The sequence below is a fragment of the Methylophilus sp. genome, from assembly GCF_052437885.1.
GTDB lineage: Bacteria > Pseudomonadota > Gammaproteobacteria > Burkholderiales > Methylophilaceae > Methylophilus.
Genome location: NZ_JBQVPB010000014.1, coordinates 1 through 16,818 on the forward strand (window position 1 = coordinate 1; position 16,818 = coordinate 16,818).

Consider the following 16,818-nt stretch of genomic DNA (forward strand, 5'->3'; position numbering starts at 1 on the left):
TTGTGTGGCTTGTCAGGGCGAGTTTCGTTGGACGCCCACGCTGACGAGCAACGCAGGAAACAAGCGGAAGCTAGGGTGCCCTTTCTTTTGGTTACTTATTCTTTGGGCAAGCAAAGAAAAGTAACTCGCCGAGGGGCGAAAAACAACCTGCCAATCATCCAAAAGAATTATCTAATTACAAAGTCCAGCAAGTCCATCATTCGCCCTACTCGGTGAACCAGTTTGGCAAGCAAAAAATTAACCTCGCCTGGGAGCAAAAACAACCTCCCAATCATCCATAGAATTACCTGCCTATGCGATACCTGTTGGTTATTGCAACCAAACTAAACGTGCACCTTCCTTTATCCGCTGAGCTTCATACCCAGCAACCATAAAAAAAGGCCTGCCATTTTGCAACAGCAGGCCTAGCTCACACACACTCTTAATTCATTAAGTGAACAACTGCCTCACCGGCAATGCCGCGCGCGAAAACTCCGCTGTCAAGCCATTCACATGCTGCTCCGGCAAGCCCTGGATCAGGTTCTGCAAACGATTGAATACACTGATGAATGCCTGCAACTCTTGATCCTGGTAGGTATACCCCAGGGTCTCCAGCACAGCCAGTGACAAGCCACCGATATTCGAAGGCGTATTTGCATGCGGCTTGGCGCAGCCCCTGATACGATGCAGGGTCAGGAACAGGCCACGCAAAGCGACGAATGACACCGGCAACGGGATGGCAAAATCCCACTCCAGGTCGAAGAAGTGACCCTGCCCTTGCGCATCCACCACAAAATTGGTCGGGGTGGCGTCAAAATATTGTGAAGGCAACAGATCAGTAGCGCCAGCAAACTCTGGCAGCGTATGCACACCCTGTGTCGTGTTGGCCGCCAGTGCAGTGACCCAGACTTTGGCCCATGCCGAAAGGTCTTCCACACGCCAGTTAGGACGGTTGACCAGCTGTGTCAGCTTGTCCATCCATAAAGTGCCGCCGTGATAAGGAGATTGCTCCCAATCGGCCTGCAACAATTTTGCGGTTTCGCCGGTGCTGCGGGTGCGCGTAGACACAGCCTGGTCAGCATGCACGAATTGAGTCTCTTTGCTGAACACCGCCTGGCGCTGGCAACCATAATGCGCGGCCAGTACATCTGGGTGCTGTTTCGCAGCCTGTTTTTCCGGATAAGCCACAAACATGAACGAGTTGGCCATATCTTCTACCAGGTTGTTACGCGCCAGCACTTTCCAGGCATTTTCCAGCGAGAAGGTAGGATGTCTGGGTGATTGTCTGTCATGCACGACTGAGCCGGCCGCCAGGGCACCGATATCCCAGCCGGCTGCCTTGTGCGCAGTGTTAAAGCCTTCCGGGTAGATCACGGTGACCGGGGTTTTGTAATCCGGCAATGGCACATACAGCTCTGTGGTTTCAAAACCGACGCTGCGGATCAGTGCATCCAGTTCTACGCGGCCGAAAGTGATAGGGCTGGTAGTGCTGTAGGAGTCGTTGATGCCATACATGGCCTGGCCCATATGGTCTTCAGGTGCGCCGTTGAAATATTTCAGGCCCAGCTGGTTCTCGATCGCCACGATCAGCATGCCATCCTCTTTCAGGAAAGCCTTGGCTTTTTGTAGCAGGGTGCGCAATGGATCTGCTTCCTTGACATACACTTGCGCGTATTCCAGCACGCCGATCAAAGTCACGACATCGAATTTTTCATCTGTCTCATACGACTGGATCAGGTCGCAGAAGACGTTGACATTAGGTAATTCGGCGCAGCGCTGGCCTATGATGCGGGCACGGTTAGGGCTGCCTTCGACGACAACGACCTCTCCACCCAGCTCACCGAGGAAGCGCGTGATGGCACCGCAACCGGCGCCCAGTTCAAGTACCTTGCCGCCGGCGATCTTGTCGGCAAAAGGACGCAACAGGTTGGCACGTTGTGAAGTCAGGTGGTAGTAGCTCGGCCAGTCGGTGGCTTTGGCAGCCAGCTCATCGGAAAACACGCTTTTGTCACGCGCCTGGCGGATGATGTCATAAAGGCGCTGCTCGGCATTGCCGGCATCCTGGTAGCCAAAGGCTTCTACCTGCGCGCGCTGGTAGAAGTTATCCTGCGCACGGTAAATATAGCCGCCGACCTTGGCTGGCTTCTGGCTGGCAGCCACAGCCGGGGCCGCGACTGCTGACACTTCGACCGCTGGTGCAGCCTGGGCATAAAATTCCTGGCAGGTCTGGTTCAACTGCTGGATAGCGGTTTCGGCCAGGCCATGCTGCCTGGCGAAGGCGATGACTTCCGTCACTTCTTTCTGGTCTGTAGTCTGCATCAGGGCGTGCACATAGGCGGTCCAGTAATCCTGCGTCTGCGGCGCCAGGATCACAGCCTGCTCCAGCAATGGCACTGCCGTCTTTGCCGATTCCTGCAAGGCGATCAGACCCAGCCCGTAATAAGCCACATCATGTTTGGGGGCGATAGTCAGGATCTCCTGGTATAGCGCAGCAGCAGCGCTGAGCTCGCCTTTTTCCTGGTGTTGTATCGCCAGTTGCAACACTTCTTCAACTGATTGTTCCAGTGTCTGCTGACCTGAAGCTGGTGTGGCTGAAGCTGGTGTGGCTGAAAATGGTACGGCTGTAGCTGTTTCTGCCGGTGCAGGTTTGGTCGCTAAAGTTTCCATGGTGGGTCCTTTTGAGGTGATTTTTTTGGTGCCGGTCATTGGTTTGGCTCCGATTAGTTGTCTGGCAGGCGACGCCATTGCGTCGCTGTCTTCTGCCAGCAATTGCATGTTGAAAGACTGTGCCGGCTGGTGCTGGCACCAGCGTTGCCACATCAGGCGTAATGCATCAGCCAGGGTGGCTGACAATTTGGCAGGCTGTGACAACAATGACTGTTGCAAGCGGTCACGCATGCCGGTACGAACTTGTGCCAGTGCGGCTAGATCAGCGCACAAGGCCGTGCCCTGTTCTACCCAGGCTTGTGCATAGCCAGCGATCCAGTCATGCAAGCCAGCATGCTGCATCAATGCCATGGCACCGCGGCTGCTCAGGCGATCACCACTCAGGCATAAGGTAGGTACGCCCATCCATAAGGCATGCGCGGTAGTCGTCACGCCATTGGACGGGAAAGTATCCAGGCAGATATCCACCTGCTGGTATTGCTGCAGATAGTCAGCCAGGCTGCTGCGCGCAACCAGTGTCAGCCTTGCAGTGTCTATGCCTGCCTGCTCGAACCAGCCATACAGATGGCTGTGATTATCAGCGGCGGCCATGCCACCCAGTAACATGCGGCTATCTGGTACCGCGTGCATGAGTTGCGCCCATAATGCCACCGTCGCCTGCGTGATCTTGTTAGGCCGGTTAAAGCAGCCAAAAGTGATGTAGCCATTGCGCAATGCCGGCAGTGCCGCCACATCAGGCATGCTGGCGTCTGGCATAAATGGCGCATTCACCGGCAGTTGCACCAGCTTTTCGGTGAACTGGGCATCAAACTCACCTGCTGGCGTCAAGGCGTCATCGCTCAGGTAGTAATCCATGGCGCTCAGGCCGGTGGTGTTCATATAGCCCAGCCAGCTGATCTGTACCGGCGCAGGTTTTCTGGCGAAGGTCAGCAGGCGGTTACCTGCGGTATGGCCGGATAGATCGATCAGGATATCGATCGCATCCTGGCGTATGGTGTCGGCCAGCGCCTCATCTGTCAGTGTCGTCACCTCTTTCCAGCTGGCAAAGTACTGGCGCAGTTTGGCGCTGACTTCGTCGCTGAGCGGGTGGTTGTAATAAGCATGCAATTCAAGTTGCTGGTCGCTCGCCAGCCCCAGCAGCAATGGCTTGAGAAAGTGCGGGATAGAGTGTGCCCGCAGATCGGCCGACACGAAGCCTACCCTGATAGGCCTGTCCTGGTCACGGTCATTGTCATGTGGCTGCCAGTGCGCGGCCAACTGTGTCTCATATAATGCAGCATAGGCCTGGTGCGCTTGCAGCAGTTCCTCTGCCGGAATGCCCTGCGCGTGGCTCATGCAAAACAGCAGGTTGCTGAAACAACCGGCATCGCCGGGTTGCAATGCCAGTGCCTGCTTGAAGTGGTCTATGGCTTTATCCACTGCGCCCAGGTCCTTGAGCACTATGCCCAGATTATTGTAGGCAGCGGCGTAATCCGGTTTCAGTGTAATGGCCTGCTCAAAAGCGAGCGCGGCAGCGCTCAACTCACCCTGGGCTTTCAGCACCAGGCCGTAATAGCAATGTTCGACCGGGTCATGCGCATTCAGTGCCAGCGCACGGCTGGCCGGCTCGCGTGCATCCTGTTTCAAAAGCATGCGCACATCACTCAGCATCTTCCAGCCATTCAACCATTCTGGATGCTGTTGCAACAGCTCATCCAGACGTTGCTGCATTTCAGCGTATTGCGCTTGCTCGAACAGTGCCAGCAAGGCGGATTCTTCTGCTTGCAGGGTCTGCACAGCACTGGTGGCTTCGGCCAAGCCCCATGACGACAGCAGCGTATTCAATGCCGGTGTGTGCAGGCCAGTTTGCAATGCCTGCGCCAGCGCGGGCTGTAGGCCAGGGTCAGCTGTAGTGTGCAAGGCATGCAGGTAATTGCTCAGCAATTGCCATTGTTCAGGTGCCAGCGCATAGGCCTGCTCGAATAAGGCGATCGCTGGCGCGTGCTGTTGTTCATCCCAGGCGATCAGACCCAGATTATGTAATGACAAGGCATGCCCGGGATGTATCTGCAAGATCTCCTGGTACAGCGCGCGGGCTGACTGATACTGCCCCTGTTGCTGTTGCTCTGCCGCCAGGTCAAACACCTCGGCGATAGAGGCTTGCAGCGCTGCAGAAGGTGTTTGCTGCGCGGGTTCCCATTTTTGCGCGTATTGCAGGTATTTATCCAGCCAGCGCTGGGTGCCAAACGCACCGCCGCTCTGGTGTGTCATACGCAGCGGCCACACCCCGAGTTGCATTCCGGCAGCCGTGGCAGTACGGCAAAAATCCAGGTCATAAAAGTGAAAGTCAAACTGCGGGTCAAAGCGCACCTGCGTTTCAAGCAGGCGCTTTTTGTATGCAGCCAGAAACACGCCATCCATCAGTTGCGTAGACCCGCTAGCTGCGCCATAGGCTGAAGCAGGGCCGAATGCATGCTGACCGTGGCTGACTGCGCCACGCAGATAAGCGCTGTCATCCCAGGTGAATTTTGTATCTAAAAAGCACCAGCCGGTCTGGCCGGGCTGGATACGCGCATTACCGGCGACACCGATCACGTCATACTGCTGCAAGCCGTCAGCCATGGTTTGCACAAAGGCGTTCTCGTCTATCCACACATCATCATGGATAAATACCAGCAAGGCATCATCGGGGGCAGCGGCAATGGCATCATTGAAGATCTCGGACAGGCCACGCGTATTTTCACAAGCGATGCTGGCGACCAGACGTGCGTCCTGGCGCATATGGCGTTTTAAGGATCTGCCCAGGGCAGCATCACGCCAGAAGGCTGTTTCTGTCATGCGGGTGGCGCTGACTATCCAGACCGGCTGTTCACCGCTGAATTGCGTTTGCACTGGTGCTTGCGCCACCAGCTGATGTTCAGCCAGGCCGGTTCTGGCCTGTTGCCACAGGCTGAATAACAGGGTCTCAAAATCTTGCGCGAAGCGTGCAGCATCCATCAAGGGCGACTGCAGAACTTGTGCGCGCAGGCTTGCGCGTGTGGCAGCCAGAGCCGGCAAGTCGCTGGAAAACACGATTGCTTTTTCTACATACTGCTCGGCACTGCTTGCCACCCAGTCAGCCAGGCCAGCGCAGGTCATCATGCTCGCGCCCTGGCGACCTATCAGGGTATCTCCGAGCAAGGTCAGCGTAGGCACGCCCATCCATAAAGCTTCGCAGGTGGTGGTGCCGCCGCTGAAAGGAAAGCTGTCCAGTATCATATCCACTTGATGGTGGCTGTTGAGGTAAACCTCACGCGTCACCATGCCCAGCAATGCACAACGATCAGCGCTGATGCCTACACTGGCCAGTCTGGCGACGGTTTCTGCCCTGGCGGCATCATCGTTGAATGTCTTGCACTGCCAGCGCAACCTGGCCGCCGGTTGTGCGGCAAAAATGCGACCCCAAAGCGTTAATACTTCGTCGGTCACCTTGGTGTAATTCTGGTAGCAGCCAAAAGTCACTTGCCCGGATCCTTCAGCAGGCAAGGCATTGACGGCAATGTCGAATGGCGGTGGCGTGAAACACAATCTGGTGTGCGGCAGGTAGGCGATCTGCTCGGTAAAGCGTTGTGCCACCTGTGCATTGACGCTGACCGGGTCAGCAATCACATGATCCATGACCGGCAAGCCAGTGGTGCCCCAGTAGCCTAGCCAGGCGGCCTGCACAGGTGCCGGTTTCCAGGCGAACAGTGGCAAGCGTGTGCCGCCGGTCAGGCCGGACAGATCCAGCAGGACATGGATGCCGTCATTGTGTATCAGGCGTGCAGCCTGCTCATCGGTCAAGCCGGCCAGCGAGCGCCATTCGTTGCAATGGCCTTTTAACTCATGGGTGAGCACATCTTCGCGGCCATCGGTGGAATAGCCATACACTTCCAGCTGGCCGGCGTTGAAATGCTTTAGCCAGTTTTCAATAAAATAACCGACCGGGTGGCGTCTCAGGTCTGCCGAAACGATGCCTACGCGCAGGCGCTGGTCATCCTGATGGATGTTCCATGCCTGAAACGGTGTCTTGTCCTGCATCATCAGCTGGCCTAGTCTGGCCACATAACTGTGATGTTTTTCTGGCGTCAGATGATTGACATAGCTGTCCGAGAACAACAGGTTACGCAGCGCCATCACATGCTCAGGGTCTTGTGCCAGCACTTTTTCCAGCAGCTCTATCGCCAGGTCAGCCTTTCCCAGATCCAGGTAGATACTGCTCAGGTTGATATAGGCTGACAGGTGGTCAGGCTTGAGGGAGATGGATTTTTCCAGGCTGGCGATCGCTTCAGGATAGCGGCCCAGCATACGTAAACTGATGCTGTAATTGCTCAGTATCACCTCTGAGTCAGGCAATAACTCCAGGGCTTTTTCAAAATTGAGGCAGGCTTTGTCAAACGCAGAGCGTGCATTTTCGACCAGGCCGAGGTTGCCATAGATATAGGGATTGCCGGGGTCCTGCTCCAGGGCTTTCTTGCAATAGCGCTCAGCCTCGGCATACAGGTTCTGGTCCAGCAACTCGGCCGCCACATTATTCAGCTGCTCGGCGTTAAAGTCCTGCAATTGCATGACCTGATCGACGTAATGCTGATACTCGCGTGTGCGTTGTGTCACCCGGTATAACTTGGCCAGGTTTTTGAGGATGGAAAGCTCTTGTGGCTTGACGGCGTAGCCGGCCAGTAACCATTGCTCGGCTTCAGCGACATTGGCCTTTTTCAGGTAGAGCGCGCCCAGGTGGCTGTAGGCTTCTGCATAATCGGGCTGGTGTGCGATCGCCGTTTCATAGGCCTGTATCGCTTCGCTTTCATTGCCCAGCAGCTCAAGCGCGACTGCCATATTAAAAAAGATGATGGCATTGCCAGGCTCGATAGCCGCTGCCTCGCGATAATACTGTATCGCTTCCAGCGGCTTGTCTGCTTCATGCAGCAAGGTGGCGAGTTCAAAATTGACGCGGCCATCCTGCTGGTGGATATTCAGGCCACGGCGCAATAACTTTTCAGCCTCTTTCAGCTGGCCGGTTTTTTTCAGCACACTGGCCCAGTTGGCATAGGCACGGCTAAACGCCGGGCTGAGTTTGAGTGTGTGGCGGTAATGTCTGATCGCTGGTGCATGCTGCTGCAATTGCGCATGCACATTGGCCAGGTTATAAAACACCTCGGCGTCTTTTTTCAGCAGCCTGGCCGCCTGGGTGAAAGCGTCTACTGCTGCAGTCAACTGATCCTGTTGCTGATACAAGCTGCCCAATAACTTCCAGGCCAGGCCTTCATCGGGGAACTCGGTAGTGATCTTCTGCGCCAGTGTCAGGCACTGGGTCCAGTCGCCCTGTTTCCAGGCTTCCACCAGCTGTTGCATCCAATAGCTACAATCCCTTTGCGGGAAGGGAGCGGACGGCAAGACATCGGACGACTGACGCATAAAAGAAATTCCAAAAAATTTCTCTTATTATTGTGAGTTTGTGCCGTGATGGATTGCAGAAAAAAAGCGGGAAAAACCAGTCAACTTAGCTGTTTCAAACTGGCGGTCATGGTCGACCTGCTCTGCCAGCCCTTGCCTGGCCTCAAAACAAGGCAAAACTGCGGGTCTGCGGACTTTTTATAGCAAGCGCGGCAAGATTAAAGTCAGCCTGAGATCTGCCGTAAACGATAGCGTTTTTGCAAAAACACAGGCGTATGGTTGCCCTGACGGTAATACTAAGGCGGCTTAAGCCACATACTCCTGTAGCGTGGGGCTATCCGGCTCCCAGCGCACCAGGTCATATAATGCGCATTGCAGGTAAGCACATAATTTATTCAGGTGATCAGTACTCGCATTATAGGTCTGATCCTTGAGCATACGGTGCAAGGTCATGCGGCTGATGCCGCTAGCATCGGCGATCTCTGTGATGGTAATGGTTCTACCCCACGCCAATTGTTTTTTAAGAATGACAGATTTTAATTCAACGTAAATCACAAAACTTTCCACTCACTTTAATACCTGGAACGTCCCCGCCAGTTACAGCATAGATCTGTTGCGGTCTGGTCGGCTTGATACAGATCAACCGCCGCAAAGTCATACTCAAGCAGGATAACAGTCCTACATTATACAAGTTTATATAATATTAAAATGACAAAATAACTTCAATCGGCGTTATTTCCTTTTTGCGTATGGTTTACGCGATGGTTTAGTGCTTTTGACGCGTGCGGTTTTAGCCACTGCACTGTCAGCTTGCAGCGACTTGGCGCCATTTTCTGCCAGTGCATCAGTCAGTTCTGGTGGAGTCTCCTTATATTTACGTGAACCGTATATATGCGAATAGGCCCAGGTGAACTCGGCGCCCACCAGAAAGATCTGCGCCGAATAATAGATCCAGATCAACAATGCCAGCAATGAACCGGCAGCGCCATAGCCACTGGAGATGGCGCTTTTACCGATATAGATCCCGATCAGCCATTTACCCACCGTGAACAAGGCGGCAGTCAGCGTAGCGCCTATCCAAACTTCGCTCCAGCGTATGTTCACGCGCGGCATGATCTTGTAAATCATGGCGAACATGCCGGTGGTCAATAAAAAGCTGAAGATAAAGTTAAAGATACTGGCCACCACTATCCAGCCGCCCAGCACTGGCGACCACCATTTACTCATGGCAGATAAACCGGCGCTGAACACCAGAGAGACCATCAGCAAAAAGCCTATGCCCATGATCATGCCAAACGACAGCAACCTCGCCCGAACCAGGTTCCAGATGCCGCTAGTGACCACCACCGGCGCTTTCCAGATGCGGTCTAATGAGCTCTGTAGCTCACCGAATACGGTAGTCGCCCCCACCAGTAACAACACGATGCCGATCACGGTCGCGGTTATGCCCTCGGCTGGCTGGCTGGTGCTTTCGAGCAGGGTCTGCACGGCCATGGCCCCCTGCTCGCCCATCAGGTTATTCAACTGGCCGAAGATCTCGCCACGGGCAGCCTCCTGGCCAAAAATAATGCCGGTGATTGAAATCACGATCAGCAATAACGGTGCAATGGAAAACATGGTGTAATAGGCCAGCGCCGCGCCCATGCTTTGCGCATAATCATCACTCCAGGCGGTGAATGCACTTTTAATCAGTACCCAAACTTCTTTCATGGTCATCTCGGTGTTCGCTTTTTAATGAATGAAGGGATCAAGACTGGTCTGTCGTGATCAATGACGAGGTGCTGGGGGATGAAGTCATGTCTTCCTGCAGAATCAATTCATCCGGCGAGGCTTGCAGCTTGCCTGGCAGCTCGCCATGCAGACAAAGCTCTAAATGCTGCAGGGCGATGACTTTATCGTTGAATACCGAAAATGATCTATCAGGGTGTGTCAGCAGATAGCCCCACTGCGTATAAGCCTGGGGCTCGATTTTGATGAACAACTCAGACAGGGTATAGCCCTGACTTTCAAATAACGGCGTGGCTGATGCTGCAACCATATACGGCTCCTATCCTTGAAACGTAAACGGTGCCATACAGGCACCGTTTGATGCCGCTTTGTCATGAGACCAGCCCATCACAACCAGCAATGTCAGGATAGCGTTTCGCGTGGCACTAAGGCATAAGCCACAGACGTATTCTGTTGTCAGAAATGACTGACGCAACGACTAACAGGATAGTGAAACTAAACCACTGTTGCAGATGCCTGATCAGGCGACTCGATCGCCTTTTTCATTTGCGCTTCCAGCTCCTGCTGCATCTTTTCAACCAGCTTCTGCTTATCTTCACCACTCATGGACTCGAACTCCTCAGGTGAGATGCCATGCTTTTTCAGCCACAGATACTGCATCTTCTGCGCATCTGTCATTTTCATAAAATCACTCAGTTCCTGATACGGGTCCTTGATACTCACTTTTTTGGAAGAGGATTCTGTCAGGAAAGTCTTACTGGCCGGCGTGCCTGGCTCGGTTGCTGGCAGGCCTGCGCTCTCCAGGTCTTTTTTCTCGAACCTGAGCTCGATATTGGTTTGCCCGGCCTTGCCCGCCGCGTTGATATTGTTGAAATTCATGGTCGCCCCCTGTTTTATTTTTTACAGGGTAACTATTTTTCTGGCGATTAAAGCGTTGATTAAACAGGGAAAAACTGTTTATTTATCGCTCAGGCGCAAAGTGGCGAGTGTATGAAAGGCATATCAACTTGAAGACCATATACCTAGAAGATCAGTGTTACCGTCTGCTGATTATCTACAAACACGGTACAGCGCACATCTGTCCATCTATCTGTCACCGCGTAGCCTATGCACGATGCATTGACCTTTTTGTCACGATAAGTGCCGCCACCGATCTCGCCGGAAAAATTGTAGCGGTCTACCGGCCTTCTGACGATCACCTTCTCGTTGCCTATCTGTACCGTCAGAAAAGCGCCGTGATAAGCCCAGTCATTGCCATATTTCTCCAGCAAGCCGGTGATCTTGGTCGGCGCATCGTCACCCTCAAAATGATAACTCTGGGTTGGCGCGACTTCGCGGTTCTTGACCTCAGGCGTGCTGATGCAGGCAGGCAACCACATCGCTAGCAGCAGAATTAAAAGTTTTTTCATAAAGACTCCTGTTGATGAGCTCATCATAACAAAAAAAACCGCAGGTGCAAGGTCGCACGATACTGGTGGTGACCCCCCTTTGATTTAGGAGGATTCCTACATATTTATCAGATATTTCTGTATGGAAATTGCATTTAAAGCGCTCTATTTTTTCAGCTATCAACGCCGCACAGACTGCCATCAAATGTGAAAGGAAAGCTGCATGACTTTGAATCATGATGCACATCACTGCCCTGCACATGCAGACGCTTTTCCTGCGGAATCCGGCAGCCCTGAAACAACGCGTTTCGCTCGCAGGCATACAAATCAAGTCGGGCAACATGCCGAAACCAGCAACCAGGATGCTTACGACCCGGACATCATATTCCCCGCGGCGGAAAGTGTAGAAGAGGACATAGTGTCTGAGTTTTATCCGGCGATATATATCCCTTAAAACAGGGATTTTTTTTAGATAACAGGCCAGATTAAGATCAATAGCGCTTTAAGTCTTGAAGCAAAACAATGAGTGCAGGAAACAGGTCATAAAAAAACTGCCCGAAATGAGTCGATATGCATGTTAACCATTACCGTGAATACTCTCTGAAACATCGATAGACACAGGCGTTTACAGGCATTTTGCAAAAATAAATTCGGGTAACAGCAAGAATCTATTTATGTACGCTATCGCACTTAAGCTGATAGCCGCTTGTAATACTATCGGGTGAAGGGAAAAGGGGGGATACCATGCTGCCATCTCCGCAACAAAACCATTTACTGGAAGCGCTGCCAGAAGCAGAATATGCGCGCATCTACCCTATGCTTGAATATATATGTTTGCCCTTAGGGCAGGCGCTGTATGAGCCGGGCGGCAGTTTGCAACATGTTTACTTTCCCACCACTGCTATCGTGTCACTGCTGAATGTGCTGGAAAATGGCGCCTCCGCTGAAATTGCGGTGGTCGGCAACGATGGCGTACTGGGGGTATCGCTGTTTATGGGCGGTGATACCACCCCCAGCCGCGCAGTCGTGCAAAGTGCGGGTTATGGCTACCGCATGCGGGCAAGCCTGCTCAAGCAGGAATTCAACCGCGGCGGGCCCATGATGCATTTACTGCTGCGCTATACGCAGGCCCTGATCACCCAAATGGCACAAACCGCTATCTGCAATCGCCACCACTCTATTGAACAGCAGTTGTGCCGCTGGTTGCTGCTCAGCCTGGATAGATTAAATACCGACCGTCTGTGCATGACACAGGAACTGATCGCCAATATGCTGGGGGTCAGGCGCGAAGGCGTGACCGAGGCCGCCGGAAAGCTACAGCGCTGCGGCCTTATACGCTACACGCGCGGGCAGATCCAGGTATTAGACAGGTCTACCCTGGAACACAAGGTGTGTGAGTGTTACAAGGTGGTCAAAGCCGAGTTTGACCGTTTACTGCCGCACATGAACAGGCACCATCAGCATTGACTCTGTGCGGCACTAATCATGGCGCGGGCAGATGATCGCTGCCTGAGAAATCAAGGCAGCGATCATCTTGCTTTGTACATCGGCCGGGCTTTATTTCAACGATCTTCCTACAGCAAAATAAGAAAGCACTTATAACTTCAAGCATGCTGCCTCGCCATAATCCCAGCACACTCTTACCACTCTGGAAAAAAATCATGGCAAAAGCAGCGAAGACTCAAGTAGGATCAGGTTCCGTATCATCTACCGTTTCGGGGCCATCTACGCATGAGCCGCCTTATATCGCTAAAGACAATGCGCTGCCTGACGAACTATTAAAAAAATTCGCTGGCTCAGATCAACTGTCCTCCGCCTTCCCCCACAACCAGACCAAAGCATCCGAATATGGCGAAGCGGCACGCTGCCCCCACAGCGGTGCGACGGCTGAAGCGCCGCATGCGAGCGTAGGCGCCAGTACGGTCAGTGAAGCCAACACCAATGAAAAGACCGGGCAAACCCCGCCGGCTGCCGGTGAAAACCGGCAAAAAGGTGAACTGGATAGCGTCAGGGCAGACAGCCAGGGTCAGGTGCTGACGACTAACCAGGGTGTCGCGCTAGGCGACAACCAAAGCTCGCTTAAGATCGGGCTGCGCGGGCCGACCGCGATGGAAGATTTTATCCTGCGGGAGAAACTCACACATTTCGACCATGAACGTATCCCGGAACGCGTAGTACATGCCCGCGGATCTGCGGCACATGGTTATTTCGAGAATTACCAGCCATTATCCGAGTACACCAAGGCCACGCCATTTAGCGAGGCTGGCAAGCAGACGCCGGTGTTTGTCAGGTTTTCTACAGTCGCTGGTGAGCGTGGTTCCAGCGATACGGTGAGGGATGTACGCGGTTTTGCCGTCAAGTTTTACACAGACGCTGGTAACTGGGACCTGGTGGGCAATAATATCCCGGTATTTTTTATCCAGGATGCGATGAAGTTCCCTGACCTGGTACACGCGGTCAAGGCTGAACCGCATCATGCCATGCCGCAAGCGTCATCAGCGCATGACACTTTTTGGGATTTCGTATCGCTGATGCCGGAATCCACCCATATGCTGCTATGGCAGATGTCGGACCGCGCCATTCCGCGTAGCTATCGCATGATGCAAGGCTTTGGCGTGCATACCTTCCGTCTGGTCAACGAAAACAACCAGTCGGTATTCTGTAAATTCCACTGGACGCCGCTGGCAGGCACCCATGCCCTGGCCTGGGATGAGGCGGTCAAGATCTGTGGTGCCGATGCAGACTTTCACCGCCGCGACCTGTGGGAAGCCATAGAAGCGGGGGCCTACCCGGAATGGGAGCTAGGCCTGCAGATCTTTACAGAAGCACAAGCCGCAGAATTCGAGTTTGATGTGCTGGATGCGACCAAGCTGATCCCGGTGGAGCTGGTACCGCTGCTGCCGGTGGGCAAGCTGGTGCTAAACCGCAACCCCGACAATTTTTTTGCCGAAACCGAACAGGTGGCTTTTTGTACCGCGCATATCATCCCCGGTATAGATTTCAGCAATGACCCCTTGCTGCAAGGCCGTATCCACTCTTACCTAGATACGCAGCTCACCCGTCTGGGTGGAGCGAATTTCCACGAGATCCCTATCAATGCGCCATTGCCGCCCGTGCATAACAACCAGCGCGACGGTATGCACAGGCAAAGTATCCCGCGCGGCCGGGTCGCCTATGAACCCAATTCTTTGAGCGGCGGCTGCCCGTTCCAGGCCGGCATGCAGGGTTTCACCAGCTTTCCAGAAACCATCAGCGAGGACAAAGTGCGTGGCAAGCCGGAAAAATTCGCCGACCACTATTCACAGGCCAGCCTGTTCTGGATCAGCCAGTCGCAGGTTGAAAAACAGCACATCATCAACGCCTTCAGGTTTGAGTTGACCCGCGTGCAAGTGCCCGCCATACGCGAACGGGTGGTGTCCCTGCTACTGAACGTGGACAAGACCCTGGCCAGTTCGGTAGCCGATGGCCTGGGCATAGAATTACCTGCCGCCGCGCCATTGGCCAGCGACAGCAAGTTCCCGCTGCTGGACGCATCCCCTGCCCTGTCCGTGACCCATTATCCTGGCGACGGCAGCATTAAAAGCAAGCGTATCGCCATTCTGGCGGCCAACGGCGTCAGTGGCAGCAGCGTCAATGCCTTGTATGACGCCATTCTGGCCCAAGGCGGCGTGCCACGCCTGTTGAGTTGCACACTAGGCAAGATTGAGACCAGTGAAGGTGATCTACTCAATGCAGAAGCAACGCTGGAAACCATGCCTGGTGTATTGTTTGATGCCATGGCGATTGCGGATGGCGAACGCTCTGTGACCAGACTGGCGAGCGATGCTCACACCATTGAGTTTCTGCGCGACCAGTACCGCCACTGTAAACCTATTCTGGTGCCAGCTACGGCAAGCAGCTTACTGGCCAGGGCCGGGATCGAAACCACGCTTGCAGACGGCAGCCAGGATACTGGTTTGATAGTCGCGGATGCCTACGCCGAGGGCAAGGCTACACCAGCCATAGAGGCGTTTATTGCCGCTGCAGGCAAACCGCGTGATCACTCACGCGAGACAGACCCGCCACGGGTTTGACAGCGGCGCCTCCAGTCGCTGTCTGCGATATTGGCTGCTGATAAAAAAATCCCGCCTGAGCGGGATTTTCTCTTTGCGTATGGGTGGGGTGGGCCATCACGCAAGAGTTAACTGATGGTTGGCAACATCACGTGGCTGAACTCAATTGTTGTAAATAAGCACAAGTTTTTTTCCTCTGCCGCAGACGGTTCCGACTTCATGATTGCCTGCTGACCAGAGCTTGTAAGCCGCAGTCTGCGCGGCATGCATGATGTGGTCTGTACGCCAGCACACAAACAATCTGCCTATAGCGCCTGTTTAACGCTTAGGCGCCAGCCAGCAGCCTGTTGCTTGATAATCAGGCGGCATACCTGCAGGTATCAGACCCGCTTGCAGTTTTGTGTATTGCGCAACCAGATAGCATTAGCATAGCCGCCTGATTTGACTAAGTGTCCCAGCGCACAGAATTCGGTTTTTCAATCAGCAATCATGCACTCAGGGCAACTGCCGTCTGATGGGCTGCCCTGCCTAGTCAACCATTCATTTATTAAGGAGCTCGACATGCATTCAAAAGTGAAACTTTCAATGATGGCCCTCGCCTTAGCCGGGGTCATGGGTAATGCGCATGCCACCATACTCGCGGTAGATGTGACAGTGGCGCCGGTGCAGATAGTAGCGAGTTATTTTGGCGGGACCTTGCTTGATAGCGCCACCACAGCCCTCAGCAACCCTGGCTGGAACGGCATAGCCCAAACCGCGGTTTATAAGACAGCTTCTGGCCTGGACTTTTACTATCAGTTCAGCAATGCGGCAGATTCCCATAGTGGCGTCCACAGATTCACTGGCTTTGACTTTAGCAGCCTGGGGGCCTCACTGGTCAATGTCTACCAGACCGCAAACGGCTTTGGCTCATTTGCCAACGGCACGGTAGCCTCGGATAATGCCGACCGCTCACACGGCGGCGTCATCGGTTTCAACTACCTGCCTATCGGGTCTGGAGATGTTCAGCCGGGGACGACCAGCTACATCCAGATCATACGCACCAATGCCACCGAGTATAGCCCCGGCAATTTCGTTATTTCAAACGGGGGTGCAGGCAATGCAGTCGGGTTCGCAACCGGGGTGCCTGAAGCTTCCAATGCCATGATGATGCTCTCGGGGCTGGGCTTGTTCGGGCTGATCGGTGCGCGTCGTTTAAGAAAATAGTGCGTCTGTGGTCTCGTTTCAGCGCTGAGCCTGGCCAGGTAAAACGCCATTCCACCTGGCGTTTTATCTGAGCGCCTCGTGGTCAGCACATTGGTCAGCATGCTGCATACTAGCAGACGGCATGGCATGCTTATCTGAACCTAGCTGCAATATCATGTGTGGAGGCTGCAATCATGGCAAAAGCGCATTCATCAGGCCAGGTACATACCCTTGCTCACCCGGCTGACGACACCAGCCCTGCTGCGCCCAACCCTCCTGAGCCCACCCCTTCTGAGCGCGGGCGCCCTGTGTTATCGGCCATGCTATTGTTGCTGGCCATAGGTGCGATCTCAGTGTTAGTGCCAGCTGTCATTCTGTCACTGATGCTGTTGTTATTGGAATCGGCATGAACAGCGGCCACTGACAAG

The 16,818-nt window shown here is 54.0% G+C and carries 12 protein-coding genes; 6 read left to right on the top strand and 6 right to left on the bottom strand.

All coding sequences use genetic code 11. From position 1 onward, the window contains the following. The coding region (locus ACT6RZ_RS12975) for a hypothetical protein (RefSeq protein ID WP_444702518.1) at positions 1 to 216 on the top strand (216 nt) is incomplete at its 5' end. 213 nt (positions 217 to 429) lie between these two features. Here ACT6RZ_RS12975 and ACT6RZ_RS12980 read toward each other — a convergent pair. From ACT6RZ_RS12980 to ACT6RZ_RS13005, 6 genes are all read right to left on the bottom strand, one after another. After that, positions 430 to 7,995, bottom strand: coding sequence for an O-linked N-acetylglucosamine transferase family protein (locus tag ACT6RZ_RS12980; protein ID WP_444702519.1), 7,566 nt, complete (start codon positions 7,993 to 7,995; stop codon positions 430 to 432). A gap of 348 nt (positions 7,996 to 8,343) precedes the next feature. Beyond that, entirely contained in the window at positions 8,344 to 8,604 is a 261-nt protein-coding gene (locus ACT6RZ_RS12985) for a helix-turn-helix domain-containing protein (RefSeq protein ID WP_444702520.1), read from the bottom strand. Between the two features lie 165 nt (positions 8,605 to 8,769). Further along, positions 8,770 to 9,747, bottom strand: coding sequence for a YihY/virulence factor BrkB family protein (locus ACT6RZ_RS12990; protein WP_444702521.1), 978 nt, complete (start codon positions 9,745 to 9,747; stop codon positions 8,770 to 8,772). Positions 9,748 to 9,784: 37 nt separating this feature from the next. After that, positions 9,785 to 10,075 (bottom strand): hypothetical protein, encoded by a 291-nt coding sequence (locus ACT6RZ_RS12995; protein WP_444702522.1) that lies wholly within the window; start codon positions 10,073 to 10,075, stop codon positions 9,785 to 9,787. Positions 10,076 to 10,260: 185 nt separating this feature from the next. Next, the gene (locus tag ACT6RZ_RS13000) at positions 10,261 to 10,644 is read right to left on the bottom strand and encodes a hypothetical protein (protein ID WP_444702523.1); all 384 of its coding nucleotides are present in this window, start codon (positions 10,642 to 10,644) and stop codon (positions 10,261 to 10,263) included. A gap of 143 nt (positions 10,645 to 10,787) precedes the next feature. Then, a complete protein-coding gene (locus ACT6RZ_RS13005; protein WP_444702524.1) occupies positions 10,788 to 11,174 on the bottom strand; it encodes a hypothetical protein in 387 nt (128 codons plus the stop codon). Positions 11,175 to 11,376: 202 nt separating this feature from the next. On the opposite strand from ACT6RZ_RS13005, the gene ACT6RZ_RS13010 reads away from it, so the two are divergent. The 5 genes from ACT6RZ_RS13010 to ACT6RZ_RS13030 all read left to right on the top strand — a co-directional run bounded on the left by ACT6RZ_RS13010 (position 11,377) and on the right by ACT6RZ_RS13030 (position 16,800). Beyond that, a complete protein-coding gene (locus tag ACT6RZ_RS13010) occupies positions 11,377 to 11,607 on the top strand; it encodes a hypothetical protein (RefSeq protein WP_444702525.1) in 231 nt (76 codons plus the stop codon). 290 nt (positions 11,608 to 11,897) lie between these two features. Beyond that, a complete protein-coding gene (locus ACT6RZ_RS13015; RefSeq protein WP_444702526.1) occupies positions 11,898 to 12,620 on the top strand; it encodes a Crp/Fnr family transcriptional regulator in 723 nt (240 codons plus the stop codon). Between the two features lie 194 nt (positions 12,621 to 12,814). Beyond that, positions 12,815 to 15,226: a catalase gene (locus tag ACT6RZ_RS13020; protein WP_444702527.1), complete on the top strand. Its 2,412-nt coding sequence runs from the start codon at positions 12,815 to 12,817 to the stop codon at positions 15,224 to 15,226. Positions 15,227 to 15,766: 540 nt separating this feature from the next. Further along, positions 15,767 to 16,411 (top strand): hypothetical protein, encoded by a 645-nt coding sequence (locus ACT6RZ_RS13025; protein WP_444702528.1) that lies wholly within the window; start codon positions 15,767 to 15,769, stop codon positions 16,409 to 16,411. A gap of 173 nt (positions 16,412 to 16,584) precedes the next feature. Further along, positions 16,585 to 16,800, top strand: coding sequence for a hypothetical protein (locus ACT6RZ_RS13030; protein ID WP_444702529.1), 216 nt, complete (start codon positions 16,585 to 16,587; stop codon positions 16,798 to 16,800). Positions 16,801 to 16,818: the final 18 nt, after the last annotated feature.